Here is a 15,973-nt window from a genome sequence, read left to right on the forward strand (position 1 = left end):
AATTCTTGAAGAAAGAAAAGGGCTTTGCCGAACTTCTGTCGGCAGGGCCCTTTTCGTGTTTTGTGCGTCCCATAGGCGGCCATGCCGGCGCGCGATCCGATCCCTTTCCGGCGCCCACTGCCGACCCCGTGCACGCTGGGTGAGTGCTGCCGGGTAGGGTCAGGGGGTAGCGTCGGCACGGTTGCTCAGGAGGCCCACGGGTGGAGGTCCAGGAGACGCGGGTCCAGACGGATCGGGTCCTCACCATCCCGAACGTCCTCAGCATGGCTCGCCTGGTGGGCGTGCCGGTGTTCCTGTGGCTGATTCTCTGGCCCGAGTTCGGCGGCCCCAACCGCGATCTGTGGGCGCTGCTCATCCTCGCGCTGAGCGGAGTGAGCGACTACCTGGACGGCAAACTGGCCCGCAGGTGGAATCAGATCAGCAGTCTCGGCCGTATTCTCGACCCGGCCGCCGATCGGTTGTACATCCTCTCCACTCTGGTGGGCCTGACGTGGCGGGAGATTTTGCCGCTCTGGCTCACCGCCACTCTGCTGGCCCGAGAGCTGTTGCTGTTGGTCATGGTGTGGATCCTCGACCGCCATGGCTATGCCCCGCCGCAGGTCAACTTCCTGGGCAAGGCCGCGACCTTCAACCTGATGTATGCCTTCCCGCTGCTGTTGCTCAGTGACGGAAGTGGCTGGGTTTCATCACTGGCAGCGATTTTCGGATGGGCCTTCGCAGGTTGGGGTACTGCTCTCTATTGGTGGGCAGGGATCCTCTACGTGGTCCAGGTCCGCCGTCTGGTCAGGGCTGACACCGAGACGACCGACTGAAACCCGCCTTTCCTCGCTCCGGAGGTCGGTTGCCCTGATTACGCCTTTGTAGGTCATCCTGGAGGGGTCATGGTCGGGATGACCGTCGTCTGTACGAGGAGGACGCTTCCGAGATGAAGGCCGTCGTAATGGCTGGCGGCGAAGGCACACGCCTTCGCCCGATGACCGCGAGCATGCCCAAGCCGCTCCTGCCGGTGGTCAACAAGCCGATCATGGAGCATGTGCTGAAGCTGCTCAAGCGTCACGGGCTCTCCGAGACCGTTGTGACCGTGCAATTCCTGGCCTCGCTGGTCAAGAATTACTTCGGTGACGGCGAGGAGCTCGGCATGGAGCTCACCTACGCCAACGAAGAGAAGCCACTGGGAACGGCCGGCAGCGTCAAGAACGCCGAGGAAGCCCTGCGGGACGACTCGTTTCTCGTCATCTCCGGCGACGCGCTCACCGACTTCGACCTCACCGACCTCATCCGCTTTCACCGGGAACGCGGTGCGATGGTGACCGTCTGTCTGACCCGGGTGCCGAACCCGCTGGAATTCGGTATCACCATCGTGGACGACGACGGGAAGGTCGAGAGGTTCCTGGAGAAGCCGACCTGGGGCCAGGTCTTCTCCGACACGGTGAACACCGGCATCTATGTGATGGAGCCCGAAGTCTTCGACTACGTCGAGCCGGATGTGCCCGTCGACTGGTCCGGTGATGTCTTCCCGCAGCTGATGAAGGAAGGCAAGCCGATCTACGGCTATATCGCCGAGGGGTACTGGGAGGACGTCGGCACCCACGAGAGCTATGTGAAGGCTCAGGCCGATGTGCTCGAGGGCAAGGTCGACGCGGAGCGGGACGGCTTCGAGATCTCGCCCGGAGTCTGGGTCGCCGAGGGCGCCGAGGTGCATCCGGACGCCGTGCTGCGCGGTCCGCTGTACATCGGGGACTACGCGAAGGTGGAGGCCGGCGCCGAGATCAGGGAGCACTCCGTCATCGGCTCGAACGTGGTCGTCAAGAGCGGCGCCTTCCTGCACCGGGCCGTCGTCCACGACAACGTCTACATCGGGCCGCAGAGCAATCTGCGCGGCTGTGTCATCGGCAAGAACACCGACATCATGCGCGCCTCGCGGATCGAGGACGGCGCCGTCGTCGGCGACGAGTGCCTGATCGGCGAAGAATCGATCGTCCAGGGGAACGTGCGGATCTACCCCTTCAAGACGATCGAGGCCGGTGCGTTCGTCAACACCTCCGTCATCTGGGAGTCGCGTGGGCAGGCGCATCTGTTCGGGGCGCGCGGTGTCTCCGGCATCCTGAATGTGGAGATCACCCCGGAGCTGGCCGTGCGGCTGGCGGGCGCGTATGCGACGACGCTCAAGAAGGGCTCCACCGTCTGCACCGCGCGGGACCACTCCCGAGGCGCGCGCGCTCTCAAGCGGGCGATCATCTCCGCGCTCCAGGCCAGCGCCATCGATGTGCGCGACCTGGAGAACGTGCCGCTTCCGGTGGCCCGCCAGCAGACGGCGCGCGGCAGCGCCGGCGGCATCATGATCCGTACGACGCCCGGGGTGCCGGACTCGGTCGACATCCTGTTCCTCGACGAGCGGGGAGCCGACCTGTCCCAGGCCGCGCAGCGCAAGCTCGACCGGGTCTATGCCCGTCAGGAGTACCGTCGAGCCTTCCCCGGCGAGATCGGTGACCTCAGCTTCCCCTCCAGCGTCTACGACTCGTACACGGGCTCCCTGCTGCGTGCCGTGGACACCACCGGGGTCGCCGAATCGGGCCTGAAGGTCGTGGTCGACGCCTCCAACGGGAGTGCGGGGCTGGTCCTGCCGAGCCTGCTGGGCCGGCTCGGTGTGGACTCGCTGACGATCAACCCGGGGCTGGACGAGTCACGTCCCACGGAGTCGGCGGAGTCCCGGCGTGCCGGGCTGGTGCGGCTCGGGGAGATCGTCGCTTCGGCCCGTGCGGCGTTCGGGGTGCGCTTCGACCCGGTGGGGGAGCGCATCTCGCTGGTGGACGAGCACGGCAGGATCGTGGAGGACGACCGGGCGCTGCTGGTGATGCTCGACCTGGTCGCGGCCGAGCGGCGCAGCGGCCGGGTGGCGCTGCCGGTGACCACGACCCGGATCGCCGAGCAGGTCGCCGCCTATCACGGCACGCAGGTCGAGTGGACGACGACCTCGCCCGACGATCTCACCCGGGTCAGCCGGGACGACGGGACCGTCTTCGGCGGGGACGGGCGGGGCGGTTTCATCGTCCCCGAGTTCAGCTCCGTCTTCGACGGCGCTGCCGCCTTCGTACGGCTGATCGGACTGGTGGCGCGTACCCAGCTCACCCTCAGCCAGATCGACGCGCGCATCCCGCGTGCGCATGTGAGCCGGCGCGATCTGGCAACGCCGTGGGCGGTCAAGGGACTTGTGATGCGTACGGTCGTCGAGGCGGCGGGGGACCGGTCGGTGGACACCACGGACGGGGTGCGCGTGGTCGAGTCCGACGGCCGGTGGGTGATGGTGCTGCCCGACCCGGCGGAGGCGGTCACCCACCTGTGGGCCGAGGGTCCCGACGAGGCGTCGGCGCAGGCGCTGCTGGACGAGTGGGCGGCCGTGGTCGACAGCGCCGGTCACTGAGCAAGCGCCGGTCACTGGGCAAGGGTCGGGGCAGGTGCCGGCCACTGGGCAAGGGCCGGTCACGGAGCACCGCGGCGGGGCTCGCCCTCCTGGCGAGGGCAAGTCCCGCCGCTGGGCGCTGGGGTGGGTGCATTCGGCGCCGGGGATCTCGACGTGCGACGATGTGCGGCATGTCGCAGCAGCACCCCACCCGGAGCACCCCGCCGCGGTCCCCGCGGCCAGACGCTTCCATGTCGCTGCTGACCAACGTGATGGAGCACAGCCTCGACGACGGCTATGCGGAGGCGGCCGCCCGTAGGGGTGAGGTGGGGCGCTCGAAGATGCCGCGCACGCTGCGGGCCAAACTGGGGCTGGCGTTCGGACTGGTGCTGGCGGCGCTGGTGGTGACCGTGGGCGCAGCGCAGGCGCAGATCTCGGCGCCGAGCGTCGCCAAGGAGAAGCAGGAGCTGATCGAGCGGATCGAGTCGGGGGGCCACCGGGCCGACCGGCTCCAGAAGGACGTGGACAAGCTGCGGACCACGGTGGAGCGTCAGCAGCGGAAAGCCCTGGAGGAGCACGGCGACGAGCGGGGGAAGACCACGGCGCTGCTCTCCGGCGCGACCGCGGTCAAGGGGCCGGGCCTCAAGCTCGTGGTGGACGACGCCAAGGACACCGAGTCGGGCGACGGTGACGGGCCCCGGAAGACGGACGGGTTCTCCGACACGGGCCGGATCCGCGACCGGGATCTGCAGCGGGTCGTCAACGGGCTGTGGGCCGCCGGTGCCGAGGCCGTTTCGATCAACGGCCAGCGTCTCACGTCACGCTCGGCCATCCGGGCGGCCGGCGATGCGATCCTGGTCGACAACAAGCCGCTGGTCCCGCCCTATACGCTGCTGGCGATCGGTCCCGGGCAGCGATTCTCCCGGACCTTCCAGGACAGCGTCGACGGCCAGTACCTGTACATCCTGCACAAGGATTACGGTGCCAGGACCAGCATTTCCGTCCAGGACGAGGTGCGGCTGCCTGCTGCGCCGAGTCTGATTCTGAGAACAGCGAAACCTGTGCGGACAGGGAAGGGCAGCACATCGTGATCGCCGTACTGGGCCTCGTAGTGGGAGTCGTGGCCGGACTCGTCGTCCGGCCCGTGGTGCCGCTGGCGGTCGAACCGTATCTGCCCATCGCTGTCGTCGCCGCGCTGGACGCGGTCTTCGGCGGGTTGCGCGCGATGCTGGACGGTATCTTCGACGACAAGGTGTTCGTCGTCTCGTTCCTGTCCAACGTGGTGGTGGCCGCGCTGATCGTCTTCCTCGGTGACAAGCTCGGGGTCGGCGCTCAGCTCTCGACCGGTGTGGTTGTCGTTCTGGGGATCCGGATCTTCTCCAACGCGGCCGCCATTCGTCGCCATGTGTTCAGGGCGTGAGGCCGATGAGTGACGACAACACGCCGGAGAACGGACTTCCGCCGGAGCGCGGGCTGCCCCCGGAGCGCAGGCCCCCGGAGAACGAGCTGCCTCCCGAACGTGAGCGCCCTCCGGAGCACTCGTCCGCGCCCCGGGAGGCGTCGCAGGAGCGGGGGGAGGGTGGCGGCCGGCGGCTCACGGGACGGCAGCGGCTCGCCCAGGCCGTATGGCCCCCGCGGGTGACGCGCGCCCAACTCATCGTGGCGCTCCTGCTCTTCGTCCTCGGCCTCGGGCTGGCCATCCAGGTGCGCTCCACCAGCGAGAACAGTGCTCTGCGGGGTGCTCGGCGCGAGGATCTGGTCCGCATCCTGGACGAGCTGGACGACCGCACCAAGCGGCTGGAGGACGAGAAACGGAAGCTGGAGGGGCAGCGAACCGAGCTGGAGACCTCCTCGGACCAGGCCGAAGAGGCCCGTAAGCAGACCAAGGAAAAGGAGGCCCAGCTCGGTGTGCTCGCCGGTACGGTGGCGGCCGAGGGGCCCGGAATCCGTATGACGATCAAGGACCGGGCGGGAGCGGCCGATTCGGATACGCTGCTCGACGCGGTCCAGGAGCTGCGGGCCGCGGGAGCCGAAGCCATGGAGGTCAACGGTGTCCGGGTGGTCGCCAGCACGCATTTCACCGACAGTGGCGGCGGAGTCGACGTGGACGGGCATAGGATCAAGCAGCCTTACCGTTTCGAGGTGATCGGCAAGCCCGCCGATCTGGAGCCGGCGCTCAACATTCCCGGCGGTGTCGTGCAGACGCTGAAGAACAAGCAGGCCACGGTGGATGTGACCCGCTCGGGGAAGGTCACCGTGGACGCCTTGCGACAGGCGAAGCGGCCTGACTACGCTCGGTCGTCATCGCGCTGAGATGGTGATAGGAGTTTCGGGGGGTCGGCGGGCGAGTTGGGCACCGCGTGGTGGAAACTGTCTAGGGGTCACGGACGTTATCCCGGCGTCGAGAGTGACCAGTGAGAGCATCGAGGGTCTGTCCTGCCCCACGGGCGGGTCTGTTTCGTGCGAGGGGAATCGCCCGTGAGTTTTTTTTCGAAGTTGTTCGGCAAGGGCCGTCGGGGCGGCGACACGGGAACCGCACGGCACCGTGCCCACCAAGGCACCGACACCCCGGGCGGCGCCCCGGAGAGCGGCACCGAGCGCCCACTGTTCCGCGATGAGGTGGCCGGACCCGGAGGGGACAATTCGGGTGGTCACGGCGCGGTTTCTGTTGACCCTGGCACACAGGGACGCATAGGTTCCCAGGCACCGCCAACCTCAAATTCGGGTGGAGGTTCTGCCTTGCCGGTGTGTAACAGGTGTGGAGCCCGCGTCGCGGAAGCGAGCCGGTTCTGCTCCAACTGCGGCGCTCCACTGCGGGGCGGCGTGCCCGCGGAAGGGTCGTCCGAGACGACGTCCACGATCTCCATCTCGGGGCTTGAGGCGTACGACTCCGAATCGACCGGCCAGCACGCCTCCCCGGTGCTGCCGCCCGAGGCGCAGGCGGCGGTGGATGCGCTGCCCATGGGCTCCGCGCTGCTGATCGTGCGGCGCGGCCCCAACTCGGGCAGCCGGTTCCTGCTCGACGGTGAGCTGACCACTGCCGGGCGCCATCCGGAGAGCGACATCTTCCTGGACGATGTCACCGTCTCGCGCCGCCACGTCGAGTTCCGGCGCGGCCCGGACGGGGTCTTCACCGTCTCCGATGTCGGCAGCCTGAACGGCACCTATGTCAACCGCGAGCGGATCGAGACCGGAGTGCCGCTCAGCAACGGCGACGAGGTCCAGATCGGAAAGTACCGGCTGGTCTTCTACGCGAACCAGCGCACCTACTGACAGTCCCGGCAGGGAGGGTCATGCTGCACACGCCGTCCGGCGGTGCCCGAACGGGCACCGCCGCCGGGCCCGAGAGCGCTTCGATGAGCATCGGGGCCGTCCTCCAGGCGCTCCGTGCGGAGTTTCCCGAGGTCACCGTCTCCAAGATCCGGTTTCTCGAGGCCGAGGGGCTGGTCGAGCCGGCGCGCTCACCGTCCGGATACCGCAAGTTCCGGGCCGAGGACGTCGAACGGCTGGCCTATGTGCTGCGGATGCAGCGTGACCACTATCTGCCGCTGAAGGTCATCAGGGAGCACCTCGAAGCGGGCGGCGAGGCCGCCGCCCAGCCGCCCGCGCCGGTGGTGGGACCCCGTGACCCGGAGGGACCGGAGGCGATCCCTCCGGCTCCGGTCGTCCGCACCGGGCGCAAGGAGCTGCTCGGGCTCGTGGGCGCCGAGGAGTGGGAACTGGCCGAGTGGGAGGAGTACGGGCTGCTCGCCCCGGCCGAGGACGGCACCTACCGGCTCGGTGAGGTGACCGTGGCCCGGCTGGTCGCTGAGCTGGGCAGGCACGGAGTGGAGGCGCGTCATCTACGGGCGGTGAGGGCCACGGCGGACCGCCAGCTCGATCTCGTCGAGCAGCTGGTCGCCCCCCTCCGGCGCCATCCGGACCAGCGGACGAGGGAGCGTGCCGAGAGCACGGCGGACGACCTGGTCGATCTCTCCGTACGGCTCTACGGGGCCTTTGTGGAGTCCGCGGTGCAGGCAGCCGGCACGCGGGGTGACTGAATCAGCACACGGATGCCGGTGCCGGACGGCTGCCCGACTACCCAAACAGGCGCGGCACGGCCTAGGGTTGCTGTGTGAATGAGCTCGACGTCGTGGGTGTCCGGGTGGAAATGCCCACCAACCAACCGATCGTGCTCCTGCGAGAAGTGGGAGGCGACCGTTACCTCCCCATCTGGATCGGCCCTGGGGAGGCGACCGCGATCGCCTTCGCCCAGCAGGGCATGACCCCCGCACGCCCACTCACCCATGACCTGTTCAAGGACGTCCTGGAAGCAGTGGGTCAGGAGCTGACCGCGGTCCGCATCGTGGATCTGCGGGAAGGCGTGTTCTACGCGGAACTGGTCTTCGCCAGTGGTGTGGAAGTCAGTGCCCGCCCGTCCGACGCCATAGCGCTCGCTCTGCGCACCGGCACGCCGATCTACGGCAGTGACGGTGTGCTGGACGACGCGGGTATCGCGATTCCGGACGAGCAGGAGGACGAGGTGGAGAAGTTCCGCGAGTTCCTCGACCAGATCTCTCCGGAGGATTTCGGCACCAGCAGCCAGTGACGCTCCGCCGGGAGCCGCCGCCGGACCGGATGCCCGGGCCGGAGGCCGGGGAGGAGTGTGCGGTGCGGAGTGGCGCCGCTGACCATTCGGCCAGCAATTCCCCGGCCGGGGGTACGCGAAACCACCCTCTCGGGGAATATCACTCGCCGTGCCGAGTGTGGCGATCGTTGACGCACTCGGAGTGACTGCCTACCTTCATGTGGGCAGGTTCCGGGGGTAACCCGGGATGTGAAGGACGGAGGTCGGCGTGACAAGCACCGGCGGCGAAGGTACGGCGGCTGGCGACTCGTCCCTACTCGACGGCCCACCCCCGGCCTCCGGCCGGGAGGTCGCCCCAGGGCGGCCGTCCCCCGCACCGTCCCCCGGCCCGCTGCCGGGTGGCGCTTCGGGGCCCACGGCTGAATCCCCGGCCGAGCAGGTCGGCTACCGCGGCCCGACCGCCTGCTCGGCGGCCGGGATCACCTACCGCCAGCTCGACTACTGGGCCCGTACCGGGCTGGTCGAGCCCAGCATCCGCCCCGCCTACGGCTCGGGCACCCAGCGCCTCTACAGCTTTCAGGACATCGTCGTCCTCAAGATCGTCAAGCGGCTGCTGGACACCGGCGTCTCGCTGCAGAACATCCGCGCCGCTGTCCGGCACCTGCGCTCCAGGGGCCGTACCGATCTGGCGCGGATGACGCTGATGAGCGACGGGGCCACCGTCTACGAGTGCTCCTCGCCCGACGAGGTGGTCGATCTCCTGCAGGGCGGCCAGGGTGTCTTCGGCATCGCTGTAGGGGTGGTCTGGAAGGACGTCGAGGGCGCTCTCTCACAGCTGCACGGGGAGCGCGTCGACACCGGCGAGACGCTGGTCAGGGACCACCCCGAGGACGAACTGGCGCGGCGCAGGAACCGCGCCGGCTAGCGGGGCGGCCCCGCGCCGAACGAGGCTGCCCCTGGCAGGGCGCGGCCCCGTGCCGGGTGGCGGGCGGCCCGGTTGTCAGTGGTGTGCGGCACCATCAATGGCGTGAGAGCGTCGCCGACCATCCTGCATCTGGACATGGATGCCTTCTTCGCAGCCGTTGAGCAGGCATCCAAGCCCAGCCTGCGCGGGAAGCCGGTGGTGGTGGGTGGCCTGGGGCCGCGCGGAGTGGTCTCCACAGCCTCCTACGAGGCAAGGCGGTTCGGGGTGCACTCGGCCATGCCCACGGCGCAGGCCAGAAGGCTGGCGCCGAACGCGGCGTATCTGGGTTCGCGCTTCGGCCTCTACCGCGCGGTCAGTGAGGTGGTGATGGAGTTGCTGCACGAGCTGTCGCCGCTGGTGGAGCCCCTGAGCCTCGATGAGGCTTTTGTGGACCTGGAGGCCGGGGAGGCGCTGAAAGGGGCGCAGAGCGGCGCCGAGGGGGCGCGTCAGGTCGGTGAGCGGCTCCGGCGGGACATCAGGGCGGCGACGGGGCTGACCGGCTCGGTGGGGCTCGCGGGGTCCAAGATGCTGGCGAAGATCGCCTCGGAGCAGGCCAAGCCGGACGGCTTGGTGCTCATCCCGGTGGGCACGGAGCGCGGGATGCTGGCGCCGCTGTCCGTGCGGACGCTGCCGGGGGTCGGCCCCGCCACCGCGGAGGTGCTGCGCAAGGCCGGCATCACCACCGTCGGGGAGATCGTCGAGGCGGGAGAGGACGAGTTGCTGCGCCTGCTCGGGAAGGCCCATGGCACCTCGGTGCACGCGATGGCCCACGGCATCGACGACCGTCCGGTGGTGGCCGAGCGGGACGCCAAGTCGGTCTCCGTCGAGGACACCTACGACGTGGACCTCACCGACCGCACCCGGGTACGGCTCGAGGTGGAGCGGCTGGCCGAGCGCTGTGTGACGCGGCTGCGCGCCGCCGGCAGATCCGGGCGCACCGTGGTCATCAAGGTGCGCAGCTACGACTTCTCGACCCTCACCAGATCGGAGACCCTGCGGGGCCCGACCGACGACCCGGGGGTGGTCAGGGAGGCGGCGCTGCGGCTGCTGGACGGGGTGGACACCACGGCCGGAGTGCGGCTGCTGGGCGTGGGTGTCAGCGGGCTCGCCGACTTCACGCAGGAGGACCTGTTCGCTCAGGCCCAGGCGGCGCTGAGCGAGGAGCGGGCCGAGGGGAGGACGGAGGGGAGGACCGAGGGCGTCGGGCCGGCCGGGGCGGAAGAAGCCGAGGAAGGCCACAGCGGGGCCGAGGGGCAGCCGCGGGCGGCCCGCGCCGCGCTGGAGCCCGCCTCCGCCGTGGAGGAACCGGGCGCGGCCGTGCCCGCCGACCGGCGCTGGATTCCGGGTCAGGACGTGTGCCACTCCGTGTACGGCAGAGGCTGGGTGCAGGGCAGCGGAGTCGGCAAGGTCACGGTGCGCTTCGAGGAGCCGGACACGCCGCCGGGCCGGGTGCGCACCTTCTCCGTCGACGACCCCGATCTGCTGCCGGCCGAGCCGAGGATGCTGGACGCGGACGTGGCCGCTGTGCTGGCGGCCCAGCTCCCGGCGCCGGCTCAGTCCCCGGTGCCGGCTCAGTCCCCGGCGCCGGCGATCCGCCCGAAGTCCAGGTCCGGCGGCGGGGGAGTGTCCTCGTCCGCCGGGACGTCGAGCCCGTAGTGGCGGTAGAGCTGGAGCTCCTGCTGCGGGGAGAGATGCCGGCCGACGCCGAAATCGGGGGCTCCCTTGATCAGCGCGCGCTCGAACGGGACGCGCAGTCCTGTCTCGTCCAGGCTGGAGGGCTCCAGCGGTACGAAGGCGTCGCGGCTGAAGATGCCGGTGCGCAGCGCCGCCCACTCCGGCTCGCCCGTGGCGTCGTCGAGGTACACCTCGTCCACCGTGCCGATCTTGACACCCTCGCTGTCGAACGCTTTACGGCCGATCAGGCTCCGCGGATCTATCTCGGTCTGCACGGGTCTCCTCCCACAGGGTCGCAGCGTGCTCGCCACGCTCGTCCTCACCAAGCTCGGGCTCACCACGCTCGGGCTCACCACGCTCGTAATCTCCACGAAAAGCCACTTTTCGACGGATGGCTACTTGAGCGCACACCGGGTTACCACTCAAGGGGGCGCTGATACTCTCGAAGTGGCTGTCGACCCCGTGCGGGAGAGTCCTCCGGTGCAGCATCCGGAGGCGCCGAAGGAGCAACTCCTCCCCGGAATCTCTCAGGCTCACGTACCGCGCGGACGAGGTCACTCTGGAAAGCAGGGCGGGCCCCGGACCAGCGCCGAAGCCCCTCCTCACCGACGGTGTAAGCCGAGCGTCCCGCACCTGGGCGGCTCGGTGAAACTCTCAGGTCGAGATGACAGAGGGGGAGGCCGTCCGGGCACCCGTGGAAGGTGCCCCTCGCAGGTCGCAGAGACCAGGAGGCCCCCGCAGATGACTTCCCATCGCACCCCGCTCTCCGAGCTGGAGAGCGGCACTCCCTTCGAGAGCCGCCACATCGGACCCGACGCCGGCGCCCAGGCCAAGATGCTCGCGCAGGTCGGCTACGGGTCGCTCGACGAGCTGACCGCTGCCGCGGTTCCCGAGGTGATCCGCAGCACCGAGCGGCTCCGGCTCCCCGAGGCCCGGAGCGAGGCCGAGGTGCTGGCCGAGCTGCGCTCCCTCGCGCGCCGCAACCAGGTGCTGCACTCCATGATCGGCCTGGGCTACTACGGCACCGTCACACCGGCGGTGATCCTGCGCAATGTGCTGGAGAACCCCGCCTGGTACACGGCCTACACCCCCTACCAGCCGGAGATCTCCCAGGGCCGGCTGGAGGCGCTGCTCAACTTCCAGACCGTCGTCTCCGACCTGACCGGGCTGCCGACGGCCGGTGCTTCGCTGCTGGACGAGCCCACGGCCGCCGCCGAGGCGATGGCTCTCTCGCGCCGGGTCGGCAAGGTCGGCAAGAGCGGCGGGGACGTCTTCCTGGTGGACGCCGACTGCCTGCCGCAGACGATCGCCGTGCTGCGCACGCGCGCGGAGCCGACCGGTGTGGAGGTCGTGGCCGCCGACCTGAGCGACGGCATCCCCGAGGAGCTTGCCGGGCGCGGCGGTGTCTTCGGCGTACTGCTCCAGTACCCGGGCGCCTCCGGCGCGGTCCGCGACCAGCGCCGGGTGATCGAGCAGGCGCACGAGCTGGGCGCGGTCGTCACGGTCGCGGCCGACCTGCTGGCGCTCACCCTGCTGACCTCGCCGGGTGAGCTCGGCGCCGACATCGCCGTCGGGTCCAGCCAGCGCTTCGGTGTCCCGATGGGCTTCGGCGGGCCGCACGCGGGCTATATGTCCGTCCGAGAGAAGTTCGCCCGCAGCCTGCCCGGCCGGCTCGTCGGTGTCTCCAAGGACGTCGACGGCGAGCAGGCATACCGTCTCGCCCTGCAGACCCGCGAGCAGCACATCCGCCGCGAGAAGGCCACCAGCAACATCTGCACCGCGCAGGTGCTGCTCGCAGTGATGGCCGGGATGTACGCCGCGTATCACGGTCCCGACGGGCTGGCCGCCATCGCCCGGCGCACCCACCGCTACGCGACGCTGCTCGCCGCCGGGCTGCGGGACGGCGGCGTCGAGATCGTCCACGAGCGCTTCTTCGACACCGTCACCGCACGCGTCCCCGGCCGCGCCGCCGAGATCACCGAGCGGGCCCGCGAGGCCGGGATCAATGTGCGGCAGGTGGACGCCGACCACATCGGTATCGCCTGCGACGAGACCACCGGGCGCGAGCAGCTCACCGCGGTGTGGCGGGCATTCGGGGTGACCGTGGCCGGCGACCTGGACGCGCTGGACGCCGCGGTCGGGCAGGACGTGCTCCCCGACGATCTGCTGCGCACCGACGAGTACCTCACGCACCCGGTCTTCCACGAGCACCGCTCCGAGACGGCGATGCTGCGCTACCTGCGCCGCCTGGCCGACCGCGACTACGCGCTGGACCGCGGCATGATCCCGCTCGGCTCCTGCACGATGAAGCTCAACGCCACCACGGAGATGGAGCCGGTCACCTGGCCCGAGTTCGGCGCGCTGCACCCCTTCGCGCCCGCCGAGCAGGCCGAGGGCTATCTGACGCTGATCCGCGAGCTGGAGGAGCGGCTGGCCGAGGTCACCGGCTACGACAAGGTCTCCCTCCAGCCCAACGCCGGCTCCCAGGGCGAGCTGGCCGGGCTGCTGGCCGTACGCGCCTACCACCGGGCCAACGGCGCGCCGCAGCGCACCGTCTGCCTCATCCCGTCCTCGGCGCACGGCACCAACGCGGCCAGTGCCGTGATGGCGGGGATGAAGGTCGTCGTGGTCAAGACCAGCGACAACGGCGACGTGGACGTGGCCGACCTGCACGCCAAGATCGAGCAGCACGGCGACGAGCTGGCCGTCCTGATGGTCACCTACCCCTCGACGCACGGCGTGTTCGAGGAGCACATCACCGAGGTCTGCGCCGCCGTGCACGACGCGGGCGGTCAGGTGTACGTGGACGGCGCGAACCTCAACGCGCTGCTGGGGCTGGCCAGGCCGGGCCGGTTCGGCGCTGATGTCTCGCACCTCAACCTGCACAAGACGTTCTGCATCCCGCACGGCGGCGGTGGCCCGGGTGTGGGTCCGATCGGGGTGCGCGCGCACCTGGCGCCGTACCTTCCCAACCACCCGCTCCAGCCCGCCGCCGGCCCCGAGACGGGCATCGGGCCGGTCTCCGGGGCGCCGTGGGGCTCGGCCGGGATTCTGCCGATCTCGTGGGCGTACGTGCGGTTGATGGGCGCCGAGGGGCTGCGCAGGGCGACGCAGGTTGCGGTGCTCAGCGCCAACTACATCGCCAAGCGCCTGGAGCCGCACTACCCGGTGCTCTACACCGGGCCGAACGGCCTGGTGGCGCACGAGTGCATCATCGACGTACGGCCGCTGACCAAGCAGACGGGTGTGAGCATCGACGACGTCGCCAAGCGGCTGATCGACTACGGCTTCCACGCTCCGACGATGTCCTTCCCCGTCGCAGGCACGCTGATGATCGAGCCGACCGAGAGCGAGGACCTGACCGAGATCGACCGCTTCTGCGAAGCGATGATCGCCATCCGTGCGGAGATCGAGAAGGTCGGCACGGAGGAGTGGGACGCGCAGGACAATCCGCTGCGCAACGCCCCGCACACGGCCGCGATGCTCACGGGCGAGTGGCGGCAGGGGTACGGACGTGAGGAGGCCGTCTTCCCGGTAGGCGTCCGGGCCACCGACAAGTACTGGCCGCCGGTGCGCCGCATCGACGGCGCCTACGGTGACCGCAACCTGGTCTGCTCCTGCCCGCCGATGGCGGAGTACGAAGCGGGGTAGTCGGGCGCCGAACGTTTCGGCTGAGCCCGCCGGGAGGGCCGCCGGACTCTCGCGGCAGTGGTTGCGAGCTGTTGCGGCGGAGATGGTTCTGGGGGGGGTCACCCCCAGAACCATCACGTTCGGCCGGCCCGCAACCGCGGGCTACGCCGCGGTGATGACGTGGCGCGTGCCGAGCGGCTTGTGCGGAGCGATGATCTGGCCGTCCGGCAGCAGCTCTCCCGTGTCCTCGAAGAGCAGAACTCCGTTGCAGAGCAGGCTCCAGCCCTGCTCTGGGTGGTGGGCCACGGGCTGCGCGGCCTCCCGGTCTGCTGACTCCGCTGTCGGGCACGGTGGCTGGTGCTGGCACATTGTCGGTGTCGTCTTCCGTCGTGTAGTGGTGTCTGTTCTGCGGCTCTTGCTGTGCATGGCCGTTCCCCCGTAACCACGTACGTGCGTACGTTCCGGTCATCTCCCAGTGTTCCGCTGCTGGCTCGAATCCGCAGGGATTTCGCGTCAGCTCGTACCCAACCGCACAGACGCATCACCCGGGCGGGCGGTTGCGCCCAACTGCACGGTCATTCCGGGGGGTTCGGCTCTCGCGAAGACTAGCCCATCCGGAGGGGCGCACAGCGGTGAAAGGGCGAGTCGCAGGGCAGCCGCCGGTCGCACGACGGTCTCGGACGCCGGTTGCCCACCCCGCTCAGGCGGTGCGCAGCAGGGGAGCCGGCTGCGGGTCCGTCCCGGGGCCGTGCCCGGTCGCCGGGGTCGCGGAGGCGACCAGCCTGCGGGTCAGCACCGGCAGCAGCGCGTCCACGCGGTGCGCGGTGTGCGGGGCGATGCCGGGCGGCGCCGGGGCGAGCGGGATCAGCAGGTCGGCCGGATCAGGCGTGCCGCCGCAGGGGTCGGCCGCGGTGTCCGCGTGCAGCCACAGGGTGAGCATGTACAGCTCGGGCATCGACAGCAGCCGCGGCTGGTACGGCGCCGGCAGCAACTCGGCCTGGCGCATGGCCCGGACGGTCGAGAGGACGTAGGGGCCCTGCCGGAACTGGCCGAAGGCCCAGCCGTCCGCCGTCAGTACGGCTTCAGCTGTCCCGACGTACGCTCCCTGGGCCCCGTCGCCGCCTATGCCCTCGTCGGACAGCAGAAAGCGCCAGCCCGTCAGCCGGGTGCGCGGAGAGGCGGCCGCCGGTTCGTCGGCGCGTCCGGTGGAGCGCTCGCCGGCGTGTTCGGTAGTGCGCGGCGCGACGCGCGCCATCTCGTACGCCGGGAGCGGAAGTTCGGGACGCAGGGGGCCCTGAGCGGTGCGCAGTGTCATGGGGGCTCGGGAGCTCCGGACCGCGCTCGGGGAGCCGAGGGCGGTCAGGACACTGCGCAGGGCGGGGGCCGGGGCCGAGGGTACGTGCAGCGGCATGGCGGGTCGCCTCTCTTGGGAGACACAAGGTGCTGGCGGGGGCGCGACGGCTGTGTCGGCGCGGGAAGGCCGCGGAAGCGGCAGGAGGGGTCGACGGGGGCGGGCCGGGAACGCCAAGTCTCTGCCTCGTTCGCGCAGTTTATACGAGATGTGTTCGAGAGGTGTTTCTGCTAACGTGCCCCTTTGTTTCCCGTAAGGTCATATCCGGCCGAATCGGCAGGCTTTTCACCTGCGCCGATGGCGAGGGTGCGCGGATGACCTCGGATACTGGGGGAAACGCGGTCGGCCGGATGGCGTCGATGGATTTCCGGAGACCTGTCAGGAGAT

Annotated in this window: 14 protein-coding genes, 1 pseudogene and 1 riboswitch; of the genes and pseudogenes, 12 read left to right on the top strand and 3 right to left on the bottom strand. The window is 69.9% G+C overall.

The features are described 5' to 3' along the window. Positions 1-200: 200 nt before the first annotated feature. The 11 genes and pseudogenes from clsA (at position 201) to JW592_RS24145 (ending at position 10,587) form a co-directional block, all read left to right on the top strand. A complete protein-coding gene (gene clsA, locus JW592_RS24100; RefSeq protein WP_209267314.1) occupies positions 201-812 on the top strand; it encodes a cardiolipin synthase ClsA in 612 nt (203 codons plus the stop codon). 113 nt (positions 813-925) lie between these two features. Beyond that, positions 926-3,421: a mannose-1-phosphate guanyltransferase gene (locus JW592_RS24105; protein ID WP_209267315.1), complete on the top strand. Its 2,496-nt coding sequence runs from the start codon at positions 926-928 to the stop codon at positions 3,419-3,421. 170 nt (positions 3,422-3,591) lie between these two features. After that, a complete protein-coding gene (locus tag JW592_RS24110; RefSeq protein WP_209267316.1) occupies positions 3,592-4,491 on the top strand; it encodes a DUF881 domain-containing protein in 900 nt (299 codons plus the stop codon). Continuing rightward, a complete protein-coding gene (locus tag JW592_RS24115; protein ID WP_019358093.1) occupies positions 4,488-4,820 on the top strand; it encodes a small basic family protein in 333 nt (110 codons plus the stop codon). Before JW592_RS24110 ends, JW592_RS24115 begins: the two co-directional genes overlap by 4 nt. Positions 4,821-4,825: 5 nt before the next feature. Then, positions 4,826-5,713, top strand: a complete 888-nt coding sequence (locus JW592_RS24120; protein ID WP_209267317.1) for a DUF881 domain-containing protein — start codon at positions 4,826-4,828, stop codon at positions 5,711-5,713. 432 nt (positions 5,714-6,145) lie between these two features. Next, a pseudogene (locus tag JW592_RS33630) lies at positions 6,146-6,208 on the top strand (zinc-ribbon domain-containing protein); the annotation flags it as partial. Positions 6,209-6,223: 15 nt separating this feature from the next. Then, a complete protein-coding gene (locus tag JW592_RS33635; protein WP_347568545.1) occupies positions 6,224-6,673 on the top strand; it encodes an FHA domain-containing protein in 450 nt (149 codons plus the stop codon). 20 nt (positions 6,674-6,693) lie between these two features. After that, positions 6,694-7,440: a transcriptional regulator FtsR gene (ftsR, locus tag JW592_RS24130; RefSeq protein ID WP_209267318.1), complete on the top strand. Its 747-nt coding sequence runs from the start codon at positions 6,694-6,696 to the stop codon at positions 7,438-7,440. Positions 7,441-7,514: 74 nt separating this feature from the next. Further along, positions 7,515-7,988 (top strand): bifunctional nuclease family protein, encoded by a 474-nt coding sequence (locus JW592_RS24135; RefSeq protein WP_026004895.1) that lies wholly within the window; start codon positions 7,515-7,517, stop codon positions 7,986-7,988. 247 nt (positions 7,989-8,235) lie between these two features. Continuing rightward, positions 8,236-8,892, top strand: a complete 657-nt coding sequence (locus JW592_RS24140) for a MerR family transcriptional regulator (RefSeq protein WP_209267319.1) — start codon at positions 8,236-8,238, stop codon at positions 8,890-8,892. A 102-nt stretch (positions 8,893-8,994) separates the two neighbouring features. Further along, entirely contained in the window at positions 8,995-10,587 is a 1,593-nt protein-coding gene (locus JW592_RS24145) for a DNA polymerase IV (protein WP_209267320.1), read from the top strand. Here JW592_RS24145 and JW592_RS24150 read toward each other — a convergent pair. Then, positions 10,503-10,880: a PRC-barrel domain-containing protein gene (locus JW592_RS24150; RefSeq protein ID WP_209267321.1), complete on the bottom strand. Its 378-nt coding sequence runs from the start codon at positions 10,878-10,880 to the stop codon at positions 10,503-10,505. The two genes, JW592_RS24145 and JW592_RS24150, sit on opposite strands and share 85 nt — an antisense overlap. Before the next feature lie 180 nt (positions 10,881-11,060). After that, positions 11,061-11,158: riboswitch (glycine riboswitch) on the top strand. 188 nt (positions 11,159-11,346) lie between these two features. Between JW592_RS24150 and gcvP the strand changes: the two genes are divergently transcribed. Then, positions 11,347-14,256, top strand: coding sequence for an aminomethyl-transferring glycine dehydrogenase (gcvP, locus tag JW592_RS24155; protein WP_209267322.1), 2,910 nt, complete (start codon positions 11,347-11,349; stop codon positions 14,254-14,256). Positions 14,257-14,397: 141 nt separating this feature from the next. On the opposite strand, the gene JW592_RS24160 is transcribed toward gcvP, so the two are convergent. Both JW592_RS24160 and JW592_RS24165 read right to left on the bottom strand, forming a co-directional pair. Next, a complete protein-coding gene (locus tag JW592_RS24160; RefSeq protein ID WP_243087178.1) occupies positions 14,398-14,604 on the bottom strand; it encodes a DUF5999 family protein in 207 nt (68 codons plus the stop codon). A 331-nt stretch (positions 14,605-14,935) separates the two neighbouring features. After that, positions 14,936-15,646, bottom strand: coding sequence for a hypothetical protein (locus JW592_RS24165; protein WP_209267324.1), 711 nt, complete (start codon positions 15,644-15,646; stop codon positions 14,936-14,938). Positions 15,647-15,973 lie beyond the last annotated feature (327 nt).

It is taken from the genome of Streptomyces spirodelae (assembly GCF_017676385.1).
Classification (GTDB): domain Bacteria; phylum Actinomycetota; class Actinomycetes; order Streptomycetales; family Streptomycetaceae; genus Streptomyces; species Streptomyces spirodelae.

Coding starts and splice junctions, on each gene's coding strand:
- JW592_RS24160 (WP_243087178.1), bottom strand. CDS start 14,604: ATGTGCCAGCACCAGCCACCGTGCCCGACAGCGGAGTCAGCAGACCGG.
- gcvP (WP_209267322.1), top strand. CDS start 11,347: ATGACTTCCCATCGCACCCCGCTCTCCGAGCTGGAGAGCGGCACTCCC.
- ftsR (WP_209267318.1), top strand. CDS start 6,694: ATGCTGCACACGCCGTCCGGCGGTGCCCGAACGGGCACCGCCGCCGGG.
- JW592_RS24120 (WP_209267317.1), top strand. CDS start 4,826: ATGAGTGACGACAACACGCCGGAGAACGGACTTCCGCCGGAGCGCGGG.
- JW592_RS24165 (WP_209267324.1), bottom strand. CDS start 15,646: ATGCCGCTGCACGTACCCTCGGCCCCGGCCCCCGCCCTGCGCAGTGTC.
- JW592_RS24105 (WP_209267315.1), top strand. CDS start 926: ATGAAGGCCGTCGTAATGGCTGGCGGCGAAGGCACACGCCTTCGCCCG.
- JW592_RS24110 (WP_209267316.1), top strand. CDS start 3,592: ATGTCGCAGCAGCACCCCACCCGGAGCACCCCGCCGCGGTCCCCGCGG.